An 18913-nucleotide genomic window follows, 5' to 3' on the forward strand; every position below is an offset into this window, starting at 1 on the left:
TTACCAGCGGTAGTGCGAGAAGGCCCGGTTGGCTTCCGCCATCCGATGCGTGTCTTCACGCTTCTTCACCGCATTGCCGCGATTGTTGGCGGCGTCGAGCAGCTCACCGGAGAGCTTCTCGGTCATCGTCTTCTCGTTGCGACCCCGCGCTGCCGACAGCAGCCAGCGAATGGCAAGCGCCTGGCGGCGATCGATCCGGACTTCCACCGGCACCTGATAGGTGGCGCCGCCGACGCGCCGCGACCGCACCTCGATGGTGGGCATCACGTTGTCGAGCGCCTGGCGGAAGATCCCGACCGGATCCTGCTTGGTCTTGTCCTCGATCGTCTCGAAGGCACCGTAGACGATGCGCTCGGCAACCGACTTCTTCCCCTGAATCATGACCGAGTTCATGAACTTGGCCACAACTTCATTGTGGTACTTGGGGTCCGGAATGATCTCGCGCTTTTCAGCGCGGTGACGACGGGACATAGTGTTTCCCTGTGTGTTTTTCTAGACTGAGCGACAACTAACGACCGAGACTACTTCGGCCGCTTTGCACCGTATTTTGAACGCCGCTGCTTGCGGTCCTTGACGCCCTGGGTGTCAAGCACGCCGCGAATGACGTGGTAGCGGACACCCGGAAGATCCTTCACGCGGCCGCCGCGGATCATCACAACCGAATGCTCCTGCAGGTTATGCCCCTCACCCGGGATATAACCGATGACCTCGAACTGGTTGGTCAGCCGGATCTTGGCGACCTTACGCAGCGCGGAGTTCGGCTTCTTCGGCGTCGTGGTGTAGACGCGCGTGCAGACGCCGCGCTTCTGCGGGCTCTGCTGCATCGCCGGCACTTTGTTGCGCTTGATCGGCGCACGGCGCGGATTGCGAATAAGCTGGTTGATCGTCGGCATTGTCGGCCTTGATTTCTCGGGGCCGATCGCCTGGCCCGCTTCATCCCAAATTGCATGACGCAACGAGCGCCATACCCCGCCGAAGGCGAGAGGCGCCTAGAAAAAACAGAGGATCACGGCGGAAGCCGCGATCATGTCATCCCGTATTAGCGTCGTTCTTCTGTTTTCGCTCAGTGTTTAGCGCTTGTATTTCCACAGCATGGCGCCGCCGGAACAAAAGCCCTACTACCTGCTCGAAAGCGGGCGGAACCTAGGCTTTCCCCTACCCCCCGTCAACCCGGACCAGGAAAATTTCTTTAGCGCCGCGACGCGGCGACCGAAATGCAAAGAATTCGGCCCGACAAGGATGCATTTGCGCCATTCCCGCAGTATCAAGCGCAACTGAGTGCCGATCCCGCGAGGGCGCGGGTGGCACCCCTTCTCATCCCACGCCCGCAGCATTGACGCAATCTATCATGGACTCAGTTCAAACGCGGGGATTCGCGAAGACGGACCTCCTCCGGATGCGAATCGCCGTTTCGGTCGTCTTCTTCCTGATCGGCATCGGGCCCGGCATCTGGGCGGTCCACATTCCGCTGATCCAGGAGCGCCTGGCGATCAACCCGGCGATCCTCGGACTGGCCCTCTTGACCATGGCCGCCGGCGCGGTGGTCTCCATGCCCCTTTCCGGATGGATCGTCGGACGGACGGGCTCGCGCCTTCCCACCGCCATCGGCATGATCGTCTACCTGATCATCCTGCCCTTCCCGATCCTGTCATGGACGGTGCCGGCCTTCTTCGTCACGCTCTTCGTCTTCGGCGTGCTGCTCGGCGGCCTCGACGTCGTGGCCAATGTCCAGGCTTCGGAGATCGAGACGGCCCGGCAGAAGCCGACCATGTCTTCCTTCCACGCCTTCTATTCGATCGGCGCGCTATCGGGCGCCCTGATCGGCGCGCTGGTCATCGGGCTCGGCTGGGGCGACGGGCGCGGCGTCGCCGTCGCCGTCGCCGTGAGCCTGATCCCCGCCGCCTTCGCGGTGCGCAACCTCTTTCCCGGCGAGCCCGCGGGACAGGAGGGCCCGCAATTCACCCTGCCGAGCAGGGCTGTCCTCGGTCTCGGCCTGATCGCCCTCCTCGCCTATGCGCTGGAAGGCGCGATCACCGACTGGAGCGCGCTCTACCTGACAACAGTCCGCGAAGCGACGCCGACCACCGCGGCCTTCGGCTTCGCCCTCTTCGCGCTGTCGATGTCGGCCATCCGGCTGTTTGGCGACCCGATCGTCGCCCGGCTTGGCAGCCGCAACATTCTCGTCGGAGGCGGCATCCTCGCGGCGATCGGACTGGGCACCGCGCTGGTGGTCCCCTCGCCGCTCCTTGCCGCCCTCGGCTTCGGCATCGCCGGCATCGGCGTCGCCAACGTCGTCCCGGTGGTGTTCAGCGCCGGGGCAAAGGCGCCGGGCGTCTCTGCCGGTGTCGGCGTCGCCTCGGTCGCCACCATGGGCTATGCCGGCTTCCTCAGCGCCCCGCCGATCCTCGGCTTCATCGGCGCCGAATACGGCCTCTCGGCCTCCCTCGGCATCGTCCTGGCGATGGGACTGGCGATCGCGGTGCTTGGCTACCGACTGAAGTAGGCGGAGGCCTACCAGGGCGTTTCGCCGTCCGGCTCAACAAAGCGGCCGGACACGGCGTCTTCGCCGAGCAGCGCGTATGCGACCGGCAGCCTCGCGCCTTCGTCGGGTGTCATGAAGCCGGTATGACCCGTCAAATCGGTCTTCACGTAGCCGGGGCTTACCGAGTTGACGACGATGGGCGTGTCCCGAAGTTCCGCCGTCAACTGCACGGTGAGCATGTTCAGCGCTGCCTTGGAGGCATTGTAGCCGATCAGGCGCGCCGAATAGTATGGCGAGGCCGGATCGCTGTTGATCGCAAGCGATCCCAGTGAAGTCGCCAGATTGACGATACGGCCGGCCGGCGACTTGCGCAGCAGCGGCAGCATCGCCTGCGTCACCGCCAGGGTGCCGATGAAATTCGTTTCCATGACCCGGCGCACGGCACGCGTCGACGCAGTGGTCGGCGGACCATCCGCACCGTCGACGATGCCGGCATTGTTGACCAGAATGTCCAGCCGGCCATGCCTGGCGGCGATATGTTCGGCTGCGGCGGCGATGGTCACCTCGTCGTTGAGGTCGATCTCGACACTTTCGACAGGTAGCCCAATCGACAATAGTTCGTCGGCCGCTTTCCTGCCGCGATCGCGATCGCGGGCCCCGATGATGACAGTGACATCGGTTCCTGCGAGTTGACGGGCGATTTCCAGTCCGATGCCCTTGTTGGCTCCGGTAACGAGCGCGATGGGTTTGGGGTTCGCCATGCGACTGCCTTCAATGGTTGGTGCGGTGTCGGCACCAATATATGAAGGATCCTTCGCTTTGAGGATTCGCTTATGACCGCGACGCCCCCACTCCACCTGAAGCCCCGGAAACGGCCGCGTCAGGCGCGCGCGACCGTGACGTTGGACGCAATACTCGAAGCGACCATTCAGGTTTTGCTTTCCGAAGGACTCCATCGCCTGACCACCACACGGGTGGCGGAACGAGCCGGAGTCTCCGTTGGCACGATGTACCAGTACTTCCCGCACAAGCAGGCGCTGCTCTATGCGCTGAACGAGCGCTACCTGGATATCGTGGCCGGGAAGGTAGAGACGGCTTGCCTGGAGTTGCGGGGCGCTTCCACGCCGGAGATGGTCGAAGCGCTGGTGGCGACCTACTGGCAGGCGAAAACCGAGCGGAGGGACGTCACCCGCGCGTTGTACCGTTCCGCGGTCGAACTCGACAACGAAGCCCTGATCGAAGCTTTCGCGCAGCGTGTGGATGCCGCGACGACGGCGATGTTCGGCAGCGCCTCCGATGCGACCTACGACGACCTCGCGCTCGTCAACGCGACCCTTCTGGCGGTGATTTTCGGTACCGTGCGCAACGTTTTCGAGCGCAACCTGCCCGCCGGGCTGGAGACCGACATTCGGAAGCAACTGACGATCATGTGCCTCTGCTACCTGGAAACAGCCAGGGTCTGAGCACGAAAAAGGGCCGCCCCGAAAGGCGGCCCCGTATCTGGTCGGTGGTGGTCGACGGCGCCTATTCGGCGGCGCCGCTCAACTCGCTGACGTCTTCCTCGGCGTCCTTGTTGCCCGACAGGGCCGCCGTGCGACGCCGCTCCTCGACGATCAACTCGTCGCGGTGGGTCGCCACCTGGCGGACCCGGCTGATCGTTCCACCGGTACCCGCCGGGATCAGGCGGCCGACAATGATGTTCTCCTTCAGGCCCTCGAGCGGATCGACCTTGCCGTTGACCGCCGCCTCGGTGAGGACGCGGGTGGTCTCCTGGAAGGACGCCGCCGAGAAGAAGGAGCGGGTCTGCAGGCTCGCCTTGGTGATGCCGAGCAGGACCGGGACGCCGACCGCGGGCTTCTTGCCCTCGGCCACCGCCTGGTCGTTGGCGATCTCGTAGTCGAGGGTATCGATCTGCTCGCCCGGGAACATGTCGGTGTCGCCGGACTCCATGATCTCGACCTTCTGCAGCATCTGGCGAACGATCACCTCGATGTGCTTGTCGTTGATGGTCACGCCCTGGAGCCGGTAGACCTCCTGGATCTCGTTGACGAGATACGCGGCAAGCGCCTCGATCCCCTTGATCGCCAGAATGTCATGCGGCGCCGGGTTGCCCTCGACGATGTAGTCGCCCTTTTCGACCGTATCGCCTTCCTGGAGATGGAACGGCCGGCTCTTGGCAATCAGGTACTCGACCGGCTCTGCCCCCTCCTCCTCGGGCTCGAGGACGATCCGCCGCTTGTTCTTGTAGTCGCGGCCGAATTTGATGGTGCCGTCGATCTCGGCGATGATCGCGTGGTCCTTCGGACGACGCGCCTCGAAGAGTTCGGCGACGCGCGGCAGACCGCCCGTAATGTCGCGGGTCTTGGCGCTTGCCATCGGGATACGGGAGAGCACGTCACCCGCATGGACTTCGGTGCCGGCATCGACCGAGAGGATCGCATCCACCGACAACAGGTAGCGCGCGTCGGTGCCGCGAGAGGTCTTCTTGATCTTGCCGTCCTTGCCCTTGATGACGATCGCCGGCTTGAGATCGCCACCCCGCGGATTGGCCCGCCAGTCGGTGATCACACGCTTGGTGATGCCGGTCGACTCGTCGGCGCTCTCGGAGACCGAGATACGATCGACGAGATCCTCGAAGGCGATGATGCCGCCGACTTCCGTCAGGACCGGACGGGTATAGGGGTCCCATTCCGCCAGACGCTGGCCACGCTTGACGACATCGCCCTCGTCCACGTGCAGCCGCGACCCGTAGGTGATGCGGTTGACCGAGCGTTCGGTGCCGTCGCTGTCGACGATCGCGATCTGCATGGTCCGGCCCATCGCCACCAGACGGCCGTCGGAGTCGCGCATCAGGTTACGGTTGCGGATGTGAACCGTACCCTCGAAGTTTGACTCCATCGTCGACTGATCGACCACCTGCGCCGTCCCGCCGATGTGGAAGGTACGCATGGTGAGCTGGGTGCCCGGCTCGCCGATCGACTGGGCCGCGATCACGCCGACCGCCTCGCCCATGTTGACCGGCGTGCCACGGGCCAGATCACGGCCGTAGCACTTGCCGCAGACGCCGTTGGTGTTCTCGCAGGTCAGGACCGAGCGGATGCGGAAGGCCTGAACCTTGGCATTCTCGATCGCCTCGACATGACGCTCCTCGATCAGCGTGCCCGCCGGAATGACGACCTCGCCGGTTGCCGGGGCGATGACGTCCTCGGCGGCCGTGCGTCCGAGGACGCGCATGCCGAGGGTGGCGACGATCTGACCGGAGTCGATCACCGCCTGCATCTTGAGGCCGGCGGTCGTGCCGCAATCCTGCTCGGTGATGATGCAGTCCTGCGCCACGTCGACCAGACGACGGGTGAGGTAACCCGAGTTCGCGGTCTTCAACGCCGTATCCGCGAGGCCCTTACGGGCGCCATGGGTGGAGTTGAAGTACTCGAGAACCGAGAGGCCTTCCTTGAAGTTCGAGATGATCGGCGTCTCGATGATCTCGCCCGACGGCTTGGCCATCAGGCCACGCATGCCGGCCAGCTGCTTCATCTGCTGGGGCGACCCGCGCGCACCGGAGTGCGACATCATGTAGATCGAGTTCATCTGCTTCTGGCGGCCGCTGTCGTCCTTCTCCACCGCCTGAATGCGCTTCATCATCTCGTCGGCGACGCGGTCGGTGCACTTCGCCCAGGCGTCGACGACCTTGTTGTACTTCTCGCCCTGGGTGATGAGACCGTCGTTGTACTGCTGCTCGTATTCCTTGGCGAGCTGCTGGGTCTCTTCGACGAGCTTGGCCTTGGTGTCCGGGATCACCATGTCGTCCTTGCCGAACGAGATGCCCGCCTTGAACGCCCGGGTAAAGCCGAGCTGCATGATGCGATCGCAGAAGATGACCGTCTCCTTCTGACCGCAATGCCGGTAGACGGCGTCGATCGTGTTGGAGATCTCCTTCTTGGTCATCAGCTTGTTGATGAGGTCGAAGGAGAGGTTGGGGTTCTTCGGCAGCAGCGCACCGAGCATCAGCCGGCCCGGCGTGGTCTCGTAGATCTTCGAAACCTCGTTGCCGTCCTGATCGATGGTGCGATACCGCCCCCTCACCTTGGCGTGGAGCGTGGTCGCCCCGGCCGAGAGCGCATGCTCGATCTCGCCGACATCGCCAAAGGCCGCGCCCTCGCCGGGCTCGCCGTCGGCCATGATCGACAGGTAGTAGAGGCCGAGAACGATATCCTGCGACGGCACGATGATCGGCAGGCCGTTGGCCGGATGCAGGATGTTGTTGGTCGACATCATCAGCACGCGGGCTTCGAGCTGGGCTTCCAGCGACAGCGGCACATGGACCGCCATCTGGTCGCCGTCGAAGTCGGCGTTGAAGGCCGCGCAGACCAGCGGGTGAAGCTGGATCGCCTTGCCCTCGACCAGCACCGGCTCGAACGCCTGGATGCCGAGACGATGGAGCGTCGGCGCCCGGTTCAACAGCACCGGATGCTCGCGGATTACCTCGTCGAGGATATCCCAGACCTCGGGCTTCTCCTTCTCGACCAGCTTCTTCGCCTGCTTGACGGTCGACGAATAGCCCTTGGCGTCAAGCCGCGAATAGATGAACGGCTTGAACAGCTCGAGCGCCATCTTCTTCGGCAGGCCGCACTGGTGCAGCTTCAGTTCCGGACCGACGACGATGACCGAGCGGCCGGAATAGTCGACGCGCTTGCCGAGCAGGTTCTGGCGGAACCGGCCCTGCTTGCCCTTCAGCATGTCGGACAGCGACTTCAGCGGGCGCTTGTTGGCGCCGGTGATGACGCGGCCGCGACGACCGTTGTCGAACAGCGCATCGACGGCCTCCTGCAGCATCCGCTTCTCGTTGCGGATGATGATGTCAGGGGCGCGAAGCTCGATCAGGCGCTTCAGCCGGTTGTTCCGGTTGATGACGCGGCGATAGAGGTCGTTGAGGTCCGACGTCGCGAAACGGCCGCCATCCAGCGGCACCAGCGGGCGCAGGTCCGGCGGGATCACCGGCACGACCTTGAGGATCATCCACTCCGGCTTGTTGCCGGACTCGATGAAGGCCTCGACCAGCTTCAGGCGCTTGGCGAGCTTCTTCGGCTTCAGCTCGGTCGTCGACTCGGCAATCTCCTGGCGCAGGTCGACCGTCAGCTTCTTGAGGTCGAGCGCGATCAGCATCTTGCGGATGGCTTCCGCGCCGATGTCGGCGGTGAAGGAATCCTCGCCGTATTCGTCCTGGGCCTTGAGATACTCGTCTTCGCTCAGCAACTGCCGCTCCTTGAGGGGCGTCAGGCCGGGCTCGATAACGATGTAATTCTCGAAATAGAGGATGCGCTCAAGATCCTTGAGCGTCATGTCGAGCAGCATGCCGATCCGCGACGGCAGCGACTTGAGGAACCAGATATGGGCGACCGGAGCGGCGAGCTCGATATGCCCCATGCGCTCGCGCCGGACCCGGGCGAGCGTCACTTCGACACCACACTTCTCGCAGATGATGCCCTTGTACTTCATCCGCTTGTACTTGCCGCACAGGCACTCGTAGTCCTTGATCGGGCCGAAGATGCGGGCGCAGAAGAGCCCGTCCCGCTCCGGCTTGAAGGTGCGGTAGTTGATGGTCTCCGGCTTCTTGATCTCGCCGAACGACCACGAAAGAATCTTTTCCGGGCTCGCGATGGAGATACGAATCTGGTCGAAGATCTGGGCCGGGGGCTGGGCCGGACCGAAGATGTTCGTGATCTCTTGATTCATCGACTGTCTCCTGCAATGCGGCCGGCCGGGAGAGAGGCTCCCGGCGCGGCACGCATGTGACTATTGGCAATGGTGTCCGAATTCACGTCGCGGCAACTCACTCGGCCGCATCCGCGGTCGGCTCCGATCCGCCAGTCGCCTGACGGGCCTTCGAGTTGTCGAGCTCGACATCGAGGCCGAGCGAACGCATCTCCTTCACCAGAACGTTGAAGCTCTCCGGAATACCGGCCTCGAAGGTGTCGTCGCCGCGCACGATCGACTCGTAGACCTTGGTGCGGCCGGCAACGTCGTCCGACTTCACGGTGAGCATTTCCTGCAAGGTGTATGCAGCGCCGTAAGCCTCGAGCGCCCACACCTCCATCTCGCCGAAGCGCTGGCCGCCGAACTGCGCCTTGCCGCCGAGAGGCTGCTGGGTGACCAGGCTGTACGGACCGATCGAGCGGGCGTGGATCTTGTCGTCCACCAAATGGTGCAGCTTCAGCATGTAGATGTAGCCGACCGTCACCGGGCGATCGAAAGGCTCGCCGGTGCGGCCGTCGTAAAGCTGCGACTGCCCCGAGGGATCGAGGTCCGCTTCCTTCAGGAGCTCGACGATGTCCGGTTCACGGGCGCCGTCGAACACCGGCGTCGCGATCGGAACGCCGTGGCTGAGCTGGGTAGCGAGTTCCACCACACCGTTGTCGTCGTAATCGGCAACATTCTCGTTCTTGCTGTTGCTGCCATAGACCTGCGCAAGGACATTGCGAAGCGGCTTGACGTCGTTGTCCTTCTTGTAGGTCTCGACCATCTTGCCGATCTTCAGTCCCATGCCGGCGCAGGCCCAACCCAGATGGGTTTCGAGGATCTGCCCGACATTCATCCGGCTCGGCACGCCGAGCGGATTGAGGACGATGTCGACATGCGTGCCGTCCTCAAGATACGGCATGTCCTCGATCGGCACGATCCGCGACACGACACCCTTGTTGCCGTGGCGGCCGGCCATCTTGTCGCCGGACTGGATCTTGCGCTTCACCGCGACGAAGACCTTGACCATCTTCATCACGCCCGGAGGCAGTTCGTCGCCGCGCTGCAGCTTCTCGACCTTGTCGATGAACCGCTTCTCGAGGCCCTTGCGGCTCTCGTCATACTGGGTGCGAAGCGCTTCGACCTCGGCCATGAGCTTGTCGTTGGAGACGGCAAACTGCCACCACTGGCTACGCGGGAACTCGGCCAGCGTCTCCTTGGTGATCTTGCCACCCTTCTTGAAGCCCTTGGGACCGGACAGGCCGAGCTTGTTGATCAGCATATCGGTCAGACGGCCGTAGACGTTCCGGTCGAGGATCGCCTGTTCGTCGTCGCGATCCTTAGCGAGACGCTCGATCTCCTCGCGCTCGATCGCCATCGCCCGCTCGTCTTTCTCGATGCCGTGGCGGTTGAACACCCGGACCTCGACGACCGTGCCGGTGACGCCCGGCGGAACACGCAGCGACGTATCGCGAACGTCGGAAGCCTTCTCGCCGAAGATGGCGCGAAGCAGCTTCTCCTCCGGCGTCATCGGGCTCTCGCCCTTCGGCGTGATCTTGCCGACCAGGATGTCGGTGGCCGAAACCTCGGCGCCGATATAGACGATGCCCGCCTCGTCTAGGCTCTTCAGCGCCTCTTCCGAAACGTTCGGGATGTCGCGGGTGATTTCCTCCGGCCCGAGCTTGGTGTCTCGCGCCATCACCTCGAATTCCTCGATGTGGATCGAGGTGAAGACGTCGTCGCGCACGATGCGCTCGGACAGCAGGATGGAATCCTCGAAGTTGTAACCGTTCCACGGCATGAAGGCGACGAGGACGTTGCGGCCGAGGGCCAGGTCGCCGAGATCGGTCGACGGACCATCGGCGATGACGCCGCCCTTCTCGACGAAGTCACCGACACGCACCAGAGGCCGCTGGTTGATGCAGGTATTCTGGTTGGAACGCTGGAACTTCATCAGCCGATAGATGTCGACGCCGGAACGGGTCGGATCGAGATCCTCCGTCGCCCGGATGACGACACGCGTCGCATCGACCTGGTCGACGATGCCCGCCCGGCGAGCCGGAACGGCTGCGCCGGAGTCGCGCGCGACGATCGGCTCCATGCCGGTGCCGACCAGCGGCGCCTCGGAGCGAACCAGCGGCACCGCCTGGCGCTGCATGTTCGATCCCATCAGGGCGCGGTTGGCGTCATCGTTCTCGAGGAACGGGATGAGCGCCGCGGCGACCGAAACAAGCTGCTTCGGCGACACGTCCATGAAGTCGACGCGATCGGCCGGGATCACGACGTTGTCGCCGGCGTGACGACAAACAATCATCTCCTCGGTGAAGCTGCCCTTGTCGTCGAGCACGGCATTCGCCTGCGCGACCGTATACTTGGCCTCTTCCATCGCCGAGAGGTAGACGACCTCCTCGGTCACCTGGGCGTCCTTGACGCGCCGGTAGGGGCTCTCGATGAAGCCGTATTTGTTGACCCGCGCGAAGGTGGCGAGCGAGTTGATCAGGCCGATATTCGGCCCTTCCGGCGTCTCGATCGGGCAGATCCGGCCGTAGTGGGTCGGATGCACGTCGCGCACCTCGAAGCCGGCCCGCTCGCGGGTCAGACCGCCCGGGCCAAGCGCCGAGAGACGGCGCTTGTGGGTGATCTCCGACAGCGGATTGGTCTGATCCATGAACTGCGACAGCTGCGACGAGCCGAAGAATTCGCGCACGGCGGCGGCCGCCGGCTTGGCGTTGATCAGGTCCTGCGGCATGACGTTGCCGATCTCGACCGACGACATGCGCTCCTTGATCGCCCGCTCCATGCGCAGGAGGCCGATCCGGTACTGGTTCTCCATGAGCTCGCCGACCGAGCGAACCCGCCGGTTGCCGAGGTTGTCGATGTCGTCGATCTCGCCCTTGCCGTCGCGAAGCTCGAGCAGCGTCTGGATGACGGCGAGGATGTCCTCCTTGCGAAGGACACGGACGGTATCGTCGGTCTTGAGGTCGAGCCGCATGTTCATCTTGACCCGGCCGACTGCGGAAAGGTCGTAGCGCTCGGGGTCGAAGAACAGCGAGGTGAACATCGCCTCGGCCGTCTCGATGGTCGGCGGCTCGCCCGGACGCATCACCCGGTAGATGTCGAACAGCGCGTCTTCGCGCGACTCGTTCTTGTCGATCGCCAGCGTGTTGCGGATGTAGGCGCCGGTATGGATGTGGTCGATGTCGAGAATCTTGAACTCGGTGTAGCCAGCCTCGACCAGATCGGCCAGGAGCTTCTCGGTGACCTCTTCGCCGGCCTCGGAATAGATCTCGCCCGTCTCGGCGTTGACCATTTCCTCAGCCAGGTAGTGACCGTAAAGGTCCTCGTCGGCGACCTTGAGGGCCGACACGTTCTTCTCCGCCAGCTGGCGGGCGCCGCGGGCGGTGATCTTGTGACCGGCCTCGACGATCACTTCGCCGGAATCGGCGTCGACCAGATCGTTGACCGGCTTGAAGCCTCGCATCCGGTTGGCGTCGAAGGGCAGCCGCCAGCCGCCGTCCATCTTGGTGTAGGTGACGGTCTCATAGAAGGTGCTGAGGATCTCCTCGCTGTCGAGCCCGAGTGCGTAGAGCAGCGAGGTGATCGGGATCTTGCGGCGACGGTCGATACGGGCATGGACGATGTCCTTCGCGTCGAACTCGATATCGAGCCACGAGCCGCGATACGGGATGATCCGCGCGGCGAAGAGCAGCTTGCCCGACGAGTGGGTCTTGCCCTTGTCATGGTCGAAGAAGACGCCCGGCGAACGATGCATCTGGGAGACGATGACGCGCTCGGTGCCATTGACGATGAAGGTGCCGTTGTTGGTCATCAACGGCATTTCGCCCATGTAGACTTCCTGCTCCTTGATGTCCTTGACGGACTTGGCGCCGGTGTCCTGGTCGATATCAAAAACGATGAGGCGGAGCGTCACCTTGAGCGGTGCCGAGAAGGTCATGCCGCGCTGGCGGCATTCGTCGACGTCATACTTCGGCGGCTCGAAATCGTAGCGAACGAATTCGAGCAGGGCCGAGTTGGAAAAGTCAGAGATCGGGAAGACGGACTTGAAGACCGCCTGGAGGCCCTCGTCGCCCCGGCCGCCTTCCGGCTCCTCTACAAGCAGGAACTGGTCGTAGGATGCCTTCTGAACCTCGATAAGGTTCGGCATCTCGGCCACCTCCCGAATGGAGCCGAAAAATTTGCGCACTCGCCTGCGGCCGGTGAACGTCTGAGTCATGTCCACTCCTGGTTCGATGTAAACGGCTGTCCGGAAGGTCGGGGACACGGCCTTCGGGAGAGCAGTTGGTCTGTCTTGCGGCGGGCGGGGCGCCGACGGATCGGCGCCCTCCCCTTAACTCTGCGCTGGTCGGGCGATATGCGCCCGGCAGCGTCCTGGATGTCCAGGACCTACTTCAGTTCGACCTTGGCGCCAGCGGCTTCGAGCTGGGCCTTGAGCTTGTCGGCCTCGTCCTTGGCAACGCCTTCCTTGACGGCCTTCGGAGCGGCCTCGACAAGGTCCTTCGCCTCTTTCAGTCCAAGCGCGGTGATCGCCCGGACTTCCTTGATGACGTTGATCTTGTTCGGGCCGACTTCGGCGAGAACGACATCGAAGTCGGTCTTTTCCTCGGCCTCGGCCGCGGCACCGCCGCCACCGGCTGCCGCCACGGCGACCGGAGCCGCTGCGGAAACACCCCACTTCTCTTCAAGCATCTTCGACAGTTCGGCGGCCTCGAGGACCGTCAGCTGCGAAAGTTCATCCACGATTTTCGAAAGTTCAGCCATTGAATTGATTCCTTTTACGATTCGAACCTTTGGATTTCCAAGAATCGGCCTAGGCCGCTTCGTCCTTGTCCGCATAGGCACCGATCACCCGCGCGACCTGACCGGCCGGCGCGGAGAGAACCCGGGCAATTTGCGTTGCCGGCGCGGCCATCAGGCCCACCAGCTTGCCACGCAGTTCATCCAGCGACGGCAGCGCGGCGAGCGCCTTGACGCCCTCCGGGTCGAGACTGGTCGTTCCCATCGCTCCACCCAGGATCACGAGTTTCTCGTTTCCCTTGGCGAATTCGACGGCGATCTTGGGCGCAGCCACCGGGTCGGCTGAATAAGCCAACACCGTCGGACCCTGAAACAGATCCGAAATGTGTTCTACGTCCGTGCCTTTGAGGGCGAGTTTGACAAGACGATTCTTGGCGACTCGCACACTGGCCCCAACGTCGCGCATCCGAGCCCTGAGGGACGTCATCTCCGCAACGGTAAGACCGGTATAGTGGGCGACGACCACGACGCCGGTATCATTGAATACCGACCCAAGGTCTTCTACGAGCTGGCTTTTTTCCGCTCTATCCACTTGCCTCACTCCACTTGGCGGCCACTTGGGGACCGCCGGTTTCACGTGCCACTCCGGCCTGAGCCAAAGCGACAATCCGACCTGTCCCCCAGTCGCCGTGTCGCCACGACGGACTGAGCCGCGAAGAGGTTCGAACCGGAAAGTCCGGCTCCCTCCCGTCTATTGCAGGTCGAAGTAGATTAAGCCGGAGGCCCGGCACCTGCAGTCTCGGACAGGATCGCCAAACCGGCTTGAGGCCGGATTGACGGTGCGCACTCGACAAAACGCTGTGTAAGTCTTTGTCTCCCTTGAAATAATCCGATTGGATGTCCAAGAGAGGGTCTCACCACCGTGATTTAGAGGGACGCACAAAGACGCGCCGTACAAAGGGCCGACGCGCCCAGAGACGCTATCTAGAGACTCGCAAGCCTTTTGCCAAGCCCCTATTTAGCGAAAGATCGAAGCCCGGCGGTAACGCCCCGCCGGGCCTCGCAGAATTTACGTTCCGAGCGACGCCGGATCGACCTTGACGCCGGGTCCCATCGTCGAGGAGATCGCCACGCGCTGGACGAACGTCCCCTTGGCGCCCGACGGACGGGCCTTCTGCACCGCATCGGTGAAGGCCTTGATATTCTCGACCAGCTGGGTGTCGTTGAAGCTCGCCTTGCCGACGCCGGCGTGGATGATCCCCGCCTTCTCGACGCGGAACTCGACCGCCCCGCCCTTGGCTGCCTTGACGGCGGCCTCGACGTCCTGGGTGACCGTGCCGACCTTCGGGTTCGGCATCATGCCGCGCGGCCCGAGGATCTTTCCGAGACGACCGACGAGCGGCATCATGTCCGGCGTGGCGATGCAGCGGTCGAAGTCGATCGTGCCCTTCTGGACCAGTTCGACCAGGTCCTCGGCGCCGACGACATCGGCGCCCGCGGCCTTGGCCTCGTCGGCCTTGGCGCCCTTGGCGAAGACGCCGACCCGCAGCGTCCGGCCGGAACCGTTCGGCAACTGGCAGACGCCACGCACCATCTGGTCGGCATGACGGGGATCGACACCGAGGTTCAGCGCCACTTCGACGGTCTCGTCGAACTTGGCCCCTGCCCGGGACTTGACCAGCTTCACCGCCTCGTCGAGCGGGTAGAGCTTCAGCGGCTCGATGCCCTCGCGGGCGGCTTTAACGCGTTTTCCCTGATGTGCCATGATCTCAGTCCACCACCTGCATGCCCATCGAGCGGGCGGAGCCTTCAACCATCTTCATCGCGCCCTCGATATCGACGGCGTTGAGATCGGCCATCTTCTGGGTCGCGATCTCGCGCACCTGCTCGCGGGTGACGCGGCCGGCGGCGCCGCGACCGGGGGTCGACGAGCCTTTCTTGGAATTCGCTGCCTTCTTCAGGAAGAAGCTCACCGGCGGCGTCTTCATCTGGAAGGTGAAGGACTTGTCCTGGTAGTAGGTGATGACGACGGGAATCGGCGATCCCTTCTCCATCTCCTGGCTCTGCGCGTTGAACGCCTTGCAGAACTCCATGATGTTGATGCCGCGCTGGCCAAGCGCCGGGCCGATCGGCGGCGACGGATTGGCAGCGCCCGCGGGCACCTGCAGTTTCAGAAATCCTGCGACTTTCTTTGCCATGTCTTGTTCCCTTTATCGCCGGCCCGGCCGGCAGGAATGGCGTGGTCCGGATCCGGCGCCCTGGCCAGGCGCCCTCACCTCCCACACCCGTGAACGGATCAAATCTTTTCGACTTGCCCGTATTCGAGCTCGACCGGGGTCGCCCGGCCGAAAATGGACACCGCCACCTTGAGGCGGGCCCTGACTTCGTCGACTTCCTCGATCTGGCCGTTGAACGAGGCAAACGGCCCGTCCGCGACCCGAACCTGCTCGCCGACCTCGAAGCTGATCGACGGCTTCGGCCGCTCGACACCTTCCTGAACCTGCTGGAGGATGCGATGCGCCTCCGCCTCGGAGATCGGAATCGGCTTCATGTCGGCGCCGAGGAATCCGGTGACCTTCGGCGTGTTCTTGATGAGGTGATAGGCCTCGTCGGTCATCGCCATCTTCACCAGCACGTAGCCGGGGAAGAACTTGCGCTCGGCATCGACCTTCCGGCCGCGCCGCACCTCGACCACCTTCTCGGTGGGAACCAGGACTTCCTCGAACAGCCCCTCGAGCCCGGCCGCCTGCGCCTTTTCAGTGATCGATTCGGCGACCTTGCGCTCGAAATTCGAATAGGCGTGGACGATGTACCACTTCTTTTCCATCGTATTCGCTTGTACCGCCGACATCGTTCCGCCTCACCCGCCGACGCCGAGAAGGAAACCGACCCCGAAGCTCAACAGCTGATCGGCGAGCAGGAAGAAGATGCTCGCCAGGATCGCCATGATCAGCACCATGATCGTCGAGATCACGGTTTCGCGCCGGCTCGGCCAGACGACCTTGGCGGCTTCCGTCCGGACCTGCTGGAGGAACGTGAAGGGATTGGTTCTTTCGGCCATAAAATCTCACATAGCTGTAGGCGGGCGAACCTCCCTGGCTCGCCCGCCACGCTTGGGACGGGTTACATAAGGCTTTGGCGCACGAGACTCAAGCCTTTGCGACATTGCTTTTCAGCGACTTCCCGCCACGCCCCGACGCCACCGATGTTCGTGAAGCGCATTCGCGAACGAATCACGGCTATTCGGTTGCTGGTTTGGGACGATGGGAAGTCGCTGTGTCGTGGCAGGGGCAGAGGGACTCGAACCCACGACCTACGGTTTTGGAGACCGTCGCTCTACCAACTGAGCTATACCCCTAAACGATTTCCGCGATCAGATACCAGACTTCGGGGCCGGATTGCCAGAGGCTTTGACGGCTTCCGGTCATTTTCACCAGATCGGGTGTCATGAGCGGGCCGGCGATGGAGCGGGTGAAGGGAATCGAACCCTCGTCATCAGCTTGGAAGGCTGTTGCTCTACCATTGAGCTACACCCGCGGGCGCCGTGCGATCTGCCTGGAAGAAAGGGTAGCACGGCGAAGGATGGTGGGGGAGGTAGGACTCGAACCTACGAAGGCGTACGCCAGCGGATTTACAGTCCGCCCCCTTTGCCACTCGGGACACTCCCCCGCCGATTGCGCGCGACCGGGCGCCGCCAGGGCGGCACCGCGATAACCCGCGGCGCGTGTTATGGCGACGACGGTCTGCCCTGTCAACGATGGTGGCCCGGGTTTGTCGAAGTCGGCACGATCGACGGTGAAGGCGATTGAGACAGCCGGCCGACGCGCCTATAAGCCGGGGCAATGGTCACCCGAAACCGCCCCCCTCGCCCGACCGGCCCCCGGCGCCCGCCCCACGGGCCGCGAACGCCTGCCGAGCGTCGGCCGGACGCCCTCTTCCTCTATGGCATGCACCCGGTCGTCGCCGCCCTCGCCAATCCGAAACGGGTGATCACCCGAATCATGGCGACGCCGAATGCCAGCGCCCGCCTGCGGGAGGCCGGCGCCACGCTGCCGATGGTGCCGGAGGAAGTCCGTCCCCGCGATCTCGACCGCCTGCTCGGCGGCGAAGCCGTCCACCAGGGCGTCGCGATGGAGGTCGCGCCGCTCGAGCCGCTGGCGATCGACGAGCTCCGCGACAGGCACCTCGTCGTCTGTCTCGACCAGGTCAGCGATCCCCATAACGTCGGCGCGATCCTGCGATCGGCCGCCGCCTTTGGCGCCGATGCGGTCCTGTCGACCGCCCGCCACGCCCCGGCCGAAACCGGCGTGCTCGCCAAGGCGGCCTCCGGCGCCCTCGACATGATTCCCCTCGTCGCGGTGGGCAACCTCGCCCGGGCGCTGGACGAGCTCGGCTACAACGGCTTCGTCCGGATCGGCTTCGACGAGGCGGCGGAGACGACGCTCGAATCGGCGATGACCGGCGAGCGCGTCGCGCTGGTGCTGGGCGCCGAGGGCAAGGGCCTGCGCCGCCTCACCCGCGAGAAATGCGACCGGCTGGCCCGCCTGCCGACCAGCGGCCCCCTCGCCAGCCTCAACGTCTCCAACGCCGCAGCGCTCGGCCTCTACGTCGCCCGCCGGCACCTCGATACGTCCGGCTGACAGCCCCCTCCTCGCCGCGACCACGGACGGCCGCCACCCGGCCCACCCGACCTTGCAGCGCCACGAATCCGCTGCTACGGACTCCGGCAAGGGCCGGCATAGCTCAGTTGGTAGAGCACCTGATTTGTAATCAGGGGGTCACGGGTTCGAATCCTGTTGCCGGCACCATTTATTAAGTGAATACAACGGTATAGTGGAATTACCGGATTCACCAATGATTTCAATATTTTACAGAAAATCGAAATAGTTCGAGGAGCACCGCGGGCAGCGCACCGCAAGCTCTCATATGACCGATAAGTTTGGAGGGCGCTCGCGCAGGTAAGGTTTGCGTCGACCTCGCGTCTGCGTCTTTCCAGTCTGCTGTTGACGCTGCGTACCAAGCTCCAGGCCCTTCACATGGAGGACTGCTCTTAGGCAAGGCGCGCTGCGCGGAGATATTGCCGCAATCACCGGCACGCCCCCTTGCGCTCGCCTCGCTACGTGCGAGGCTCTGCAGTTGATGCGCCTCTGCGATCATTGCCGAGAGACAGATGCGGTTACCATGGGGACAAGTGCGGTTCAGCAAATGATTTCTCTCGAATTCCGCACGCGAGCCGCTATCGCATCCGACAATCTATCGACCAGCCGGGACCGCTCCGCATCAAGCTATCGGCGGACGCTTCTCAATCGAGACCACGCCACCCGGTTTGCCAAGGCGCCGGATCGTTATTGGCGCACAAGCCGATGAGCTCCGAGTCGGTCGGCAGAGCTTGGCGCAGCGGGCGGTTCCTGATTGATCGAGCCCAGCCACTCGCCGACGATGCCCTGCATCTTTATTGTCCAGGCGGGAAGGATTTGCCGGTCGAGCACCTGATCACCCTGGCGCTTCTTCCGATCCACGACTGGAACAGCGCGTTGCTCGAGGGTGCGTCCGAGGGGCCGATCACGCAGTCTGACAGCATAAGCGCTTGCGTCTTCGCGATCGATCCTTTCCGACGAATCCGGGACCTCCTGCTGGAGTTGAAGCAGAACAATTTCCACTGGGTGACCAACTTCCCGAGTGCTGAGGCGATCGACGGCGAGATGCGGACGACGCTCGATGATCTCGGCTTCGGGTTGCAGAAGGAGCTGGAGTTCGTCGATGAGGCAAGGGCCCTTGGCTTCGCAGTCGCGGCGTTCGCAACGACCACCTTTTCCGCGTCGTTGATGCTCGAAAACGGAGCCACGGCTCTGGTCACCCCGGATGCGTCAATGATCGACGTCGCAAGCCTGCCGTCAGGCGTGCCGGTGATCGAACTCGAGGGGCATCGATCAGTATGAT

The 18913-nt window shown here is 63.6% G+C and carries 15 protein-coding genes, 4 tRNA genes and 1 pseudogene; 6 read left to right on the plus strand and 14 right to left on the minus strand.

Going from position 1 to position 18913, the window contains the following annotated elements:
* Together rpsG and rpsL are read right to left on the minus strand one after the other, a co-directional pair.
* Complete coding sequence (gene rpsG, locus BLT60_RS06745; RefSeq protein ID WP_090875628.1) at nucleotides 1–471, minus strand: 30S ribosomal protein S7; 471 nt, start codon at nucleotides 469–471, stop codon at nucleotides 1–3.
* A gap of 50 nt (nucleotides 472–521) precedes the next feature.
* A complete protein-coding gene (rpsL, locus tag BLT60_RS06750; RefSeq protein ID WP_090875629.1) occupies nucleotides 522–893 on the minus strand; it encodes a 30S ribosomal protein S12 in 372 nt (123 codons plus the stop codon).
* Nucleotides 894–1396: 503 nt separating this feature from the next.
* On the opposite strand from rpsL, the gene BLT60_RS06755 reads away from it, so the two are divergent.
* Nucleotides 1397–2503, plus strand: a complete 1107-nt coding sequence (locus BLT60_RS06755) for an MFS transporter (RefSeq protein ID WP_175478317.1) — start codon at nucleotides 1397–1399, stop codon at nucleotides 2501–2503.
* A gap of 8 nt (nucleotides 2504–2511) precedes the next feature.
* Here BLT60_RS06755 and BLT60_RS06760 read toward each other — a convergent pair whose 3' ends face one another.
* The gene (locus tag BLT60_RS06760) at nucleotides 2512–3438 is read right to left on the minus strand and encodes an SDR family oxidoreductase (RefSeq protein WP_342028570.1); all 927 of its coding nucleotides are present in this window, start codon (nucleotides 3436–3438) and stop codon (nucleotides 2512–2514) included.
* Between BLT60_RS06760 and BLT60_RS24995 the strand changes: the two are divergent.
* Nucleotides 3418–3471, plus strand: a pseudogene (locus BLT60_RS24995) (hypothetical protein); the annotation flags it as partial. The gene BLT60_RS06760 and the pseudogene BLT60_RS24995 sit on opposite strands and share 21 nt — an antisense overlap.
* Nucleotides 3472–3489: 18 nt before the next feature.
* A complete protein-coding gene (locus BLT60_RS06765) occupies nucleotides 3490–3945 on the plus strand; it encodes a TetR/AcrR family transcriptional regulator (protein ID WP_244521175.1) in 456 nt (151 codons plus the stop codon).
* 61 nt (nucleotides 3946–4006) lie between these two features.
* Here the strand turns inward: BLT60_RS06765 and rpoC are convergent, their stop codons facing one another.
* The 11 genes from rpoC to BLT60_RS06820 all read right to left on the minus strand — a co-directional run bounded on the left by rpoC (nucleotide 4007) and on the right by BLT60_RS06820 (nucleotide 16642).
* On the minus strand, nucleotides 4007–8215 hold the full coding sequence (rpoC, locus tag BLT60_RS06770; RefSeq protein WP_090875633.1) for a DNA-directed RNA polymerase subunit beta': 4209 nt from the start codon (nucleotides 8213–8215) through the stop codon (nucleotides 4007–4009).
* Nucleotides 8216–8312: 97 nt separating this feature from the next.
* Nucleotides 8313–12452: a DNA-directed RNA polymerase subunit beta gene (gene rpoB / locus BLT60_RS06775; protein WP_090875634.1), complete on the minus strand. Its 4140-nt coding sequence runs from the start codon at nucleotides 12450–12452 to the stop codon at nucleotides 8313–8315.
* 170 nt (nucleotides 12453–12622) lie between these two features.
* On the minus strand, nucleotides 12623–12997 hold the full coding sequence (gene rplL, locus BLT60_RS06780; protein ID WP_090875635.1) for a 50S ribosomal protein L7/L12: 375 nt from the start codon (nucleotides 12995–12997) through the stop codon (nucleotides 12623–12625).
* A 49-nt stretch (nucleotides 12998–13046) separates the two neighbouring features.
* Nucleotides 13047–13565 carry a 50S ribosomal protein L10 gene (gene rplJ / locus BLT60_RS06785; RefSeq protein ID WP_090875636.1) on the minus strand — a complete coding sequence of 173 codons (519 nt, stop codon included), beginning with the start codon at nucleotides 13563–13565 and terminating at the stop codon, nucleotides 13047–13049.
* 477 nt (nucleotides 13566–14042) lie between these two features.
* Nucleotides 14043–14738, minus strand: a complete 696-nt coding sequence (gene rplA, locus BLT60_RS06790) for a 50S ribosomal protein L1 (RefSeq protein WP_090875637.1) — start codon at nucleotides 14736–14738, stop codon at nucleotides 14043–14045.
* Between the two features lie 4 nt (nucleotides 14739–14742).
* The gene (gene rplK, locus BLT60_RS06795) at nucleotides 14743–15171 is read right to left on the minus strand and encodes a 50S ribosomal protein L11 (protein ID WP_090875638.1); all 429 of its coding nucleotides are present in this window, start codon (nucleotides 15169–15171) and stop codon (nucleotides 14743–14745) included.
* Nucleotides 15172–15269: 98 nt separating this feature from the next.
* The gene (gene nusG / locus BLT60_RS06800) at nucleotides 15270–15800 is read right to left on the minus strand and encodes a transcription termination/antitermination protein NusG (protein WP_090875771.1); all 531 of its coding nucleotides are present in this window, start codon (nucleotides 15798–15800) and stop codon (nucleotides 15270–15272) included.
* 33 nt (nucleotides 15801–15833) lie between these two features.
* Entirely contained in the window at nucleotides 15834–16034 is a 201-nt protein-coding gene (gene secE / locus BLT60_RS06805) for a preprotein translocase subunit SecE (protein WP_090875639.1), read from the minus strand.
* Between the two features lie 221 nt (nucleotides 16035–16255).
* Nucleotides 16256–16331, minus strand: a tRNA-Trp gene (locus BLT60_RS06810).
* 105 nt (nucleotides 16332–16436) lie between these two features.
* Nucleotides 16437–16510, minus strand: a tRNA-Gly gene (locus BLT60_RS06815).
* Nucleotides 16511–16556: 46 nt separating this feature from the next.
* Nucleotides 16557–16642 (minus strand) — tRNA-Tyr (locus BLT60_RS06820).
* A gap of 173 nt (nucleotides 16643–16815) precedes the next feature.
* On the opposite strand from BLT60_RS06820, the gene BLT60_RS06825 reads away from it, so the two are divergent.
* The 3 genes from BLT60_RS06825 (at nucleotide 16816) to BLT60_RS06835 (ending at nucleotide 18912) form a co-directional block, all read left to right on the plus strand.
* Nucleotides 16816–17613, plus strand: coding sequence for a TrmH family RNA methyltransferase (locus BLT60_RS06825; RefSeq protein ID WP_090875640.1), 798 nt, complete (start codon nucleotides 16816–16818; stop codon nucleotides 17611–17613).
* Nucleotides 17614–17705: 92 nt separating this feature from the next.
* Nucleotides 17706–17781 (plus strand) — tRNA-Thr (locus BLT60_RS06830).
* A gap of 555 nt (nucleotides 17782–18336) precedes the next feature.
* Nucleotides 18337–18912, plus strand: a complete 576-nt coding sequence (locus BLT60_RS06835) for a phosphoenolpyruvate hydrolase family protein (protein WP_090875641.1) — start codon at nucleotides 18337–18339, stop codon at nucleotides 18910–18912.
* Nucleotide 18913 lies beyond the last annotated feature (1 nt).

It is taken from the genome of Bauldia litoralis (assembly GCF_900104485.1).
GTDB lineage: Bacteria > Pseudomonadota > Alphaproteobacteria > Rhizobiales > Kaistiaceae > Bauldia > Bauldia litoralis.

Excerpts from the sequence above, each read along its gene's own strand:
- BLT60_RS06835 (WP_090875641.1), top strand. The coding sequence starts at position 18,337 with ATGAGCTCCGAGTCGGTCGGCAGAGCTTGGCGCAGCGGGCGGTTCCTG.
- BLT60_RS06760 (WP_342028570.1), bottom strand. The coding sequence starts at position 3,438 with ATGGAGTCCTTCGGAAAGCAAAACCTGAATGGTCGCTTCGAGTATTGC.
- rplA (WP_090875637.1), bottom strand. The coding sequence starts at position 14,738 with ATGGCACATCAGGGAAAACGCGTTAAAGCCGCCCGCGAGGGCATCGAG.
- rplL (WP_090875635.1), bottom strand. The coding sequence starts at position 12,997 with ATGGCTGAACTTTCGAAAATCGTGGATGAACTTTCGCAGCTGACGGTC.
- BLT60_RS06765 (WP_244521175.1), top strand. The coding sequence starts at position 3,490 with ATGTACCAGTACTTCCCGCACAAGCAGGCGCTGCTCTATGCGCTGAAC.
- rpsG (WP_090875628.1), bottom strand. The coding sequence starts at position 471 with ATGTCCCGTCGTCACCGCGCTGAAAAGCGCGAGATCATTCCGGACCCC.
- BLT60_RS06755 (WP_175478317.1), top strand. The coding sequence starts at position 1,397 with ATGCGAATCGCCGTTTCGGTCGTCTTCTTCCTGATCGGCATCGGGCCC.
- secE (WP_090875639.1), bottom strand. The coding sequence starts at position 16,034 with ATGGCCGAAAGAACCAATCCCTTCACGTTCCTCCAGCAGGTCCGGACG.
- rplK (WP_090875638.1), bottom strand. The coding sequence starts at position 15,171 with ATGGCAAAGAAAGTCGCAGGATTTCTGAAACTGCAGGTGCCCGCGGGC.
- rpoC (WP_090875633.1), bottom strand. The coding sequence starts at position 8,215 with ATGAATCAAGAGATCACGAACATCTTCGGTCCGGCCCAGCCCCCGGCC.
- rpsL (WP_090875629.1), bottom strand. The coding sequence starts at position 893 with ATGCCGACGATCAACCAGCTTATTCGCAATCCGCGCCGTGCGCCGATC.
- BLT60_RS06825 (WP_090875640.1), top strand. The coding sequence starts at position 16,816 with ATGGTCACCCGAAACCGCCCCCCTCGCCCGACCGGCCCCCGGCGCCCG.
- nusG (WP_090875771.1), bottom strand. The coding sequence starts at position 15,800 with ATGGAAAAGAAGTGGTACATCGTCCACGCCTATTCGAATTTCGAGCGC.
- rpoB (WP_090875634.1), bottom strand. The coding sequence starts at position 12,452 with ATGACTCAGACGTTCACCGGCCGCAGGCGAGTGCGCAAATTTTTCGGC.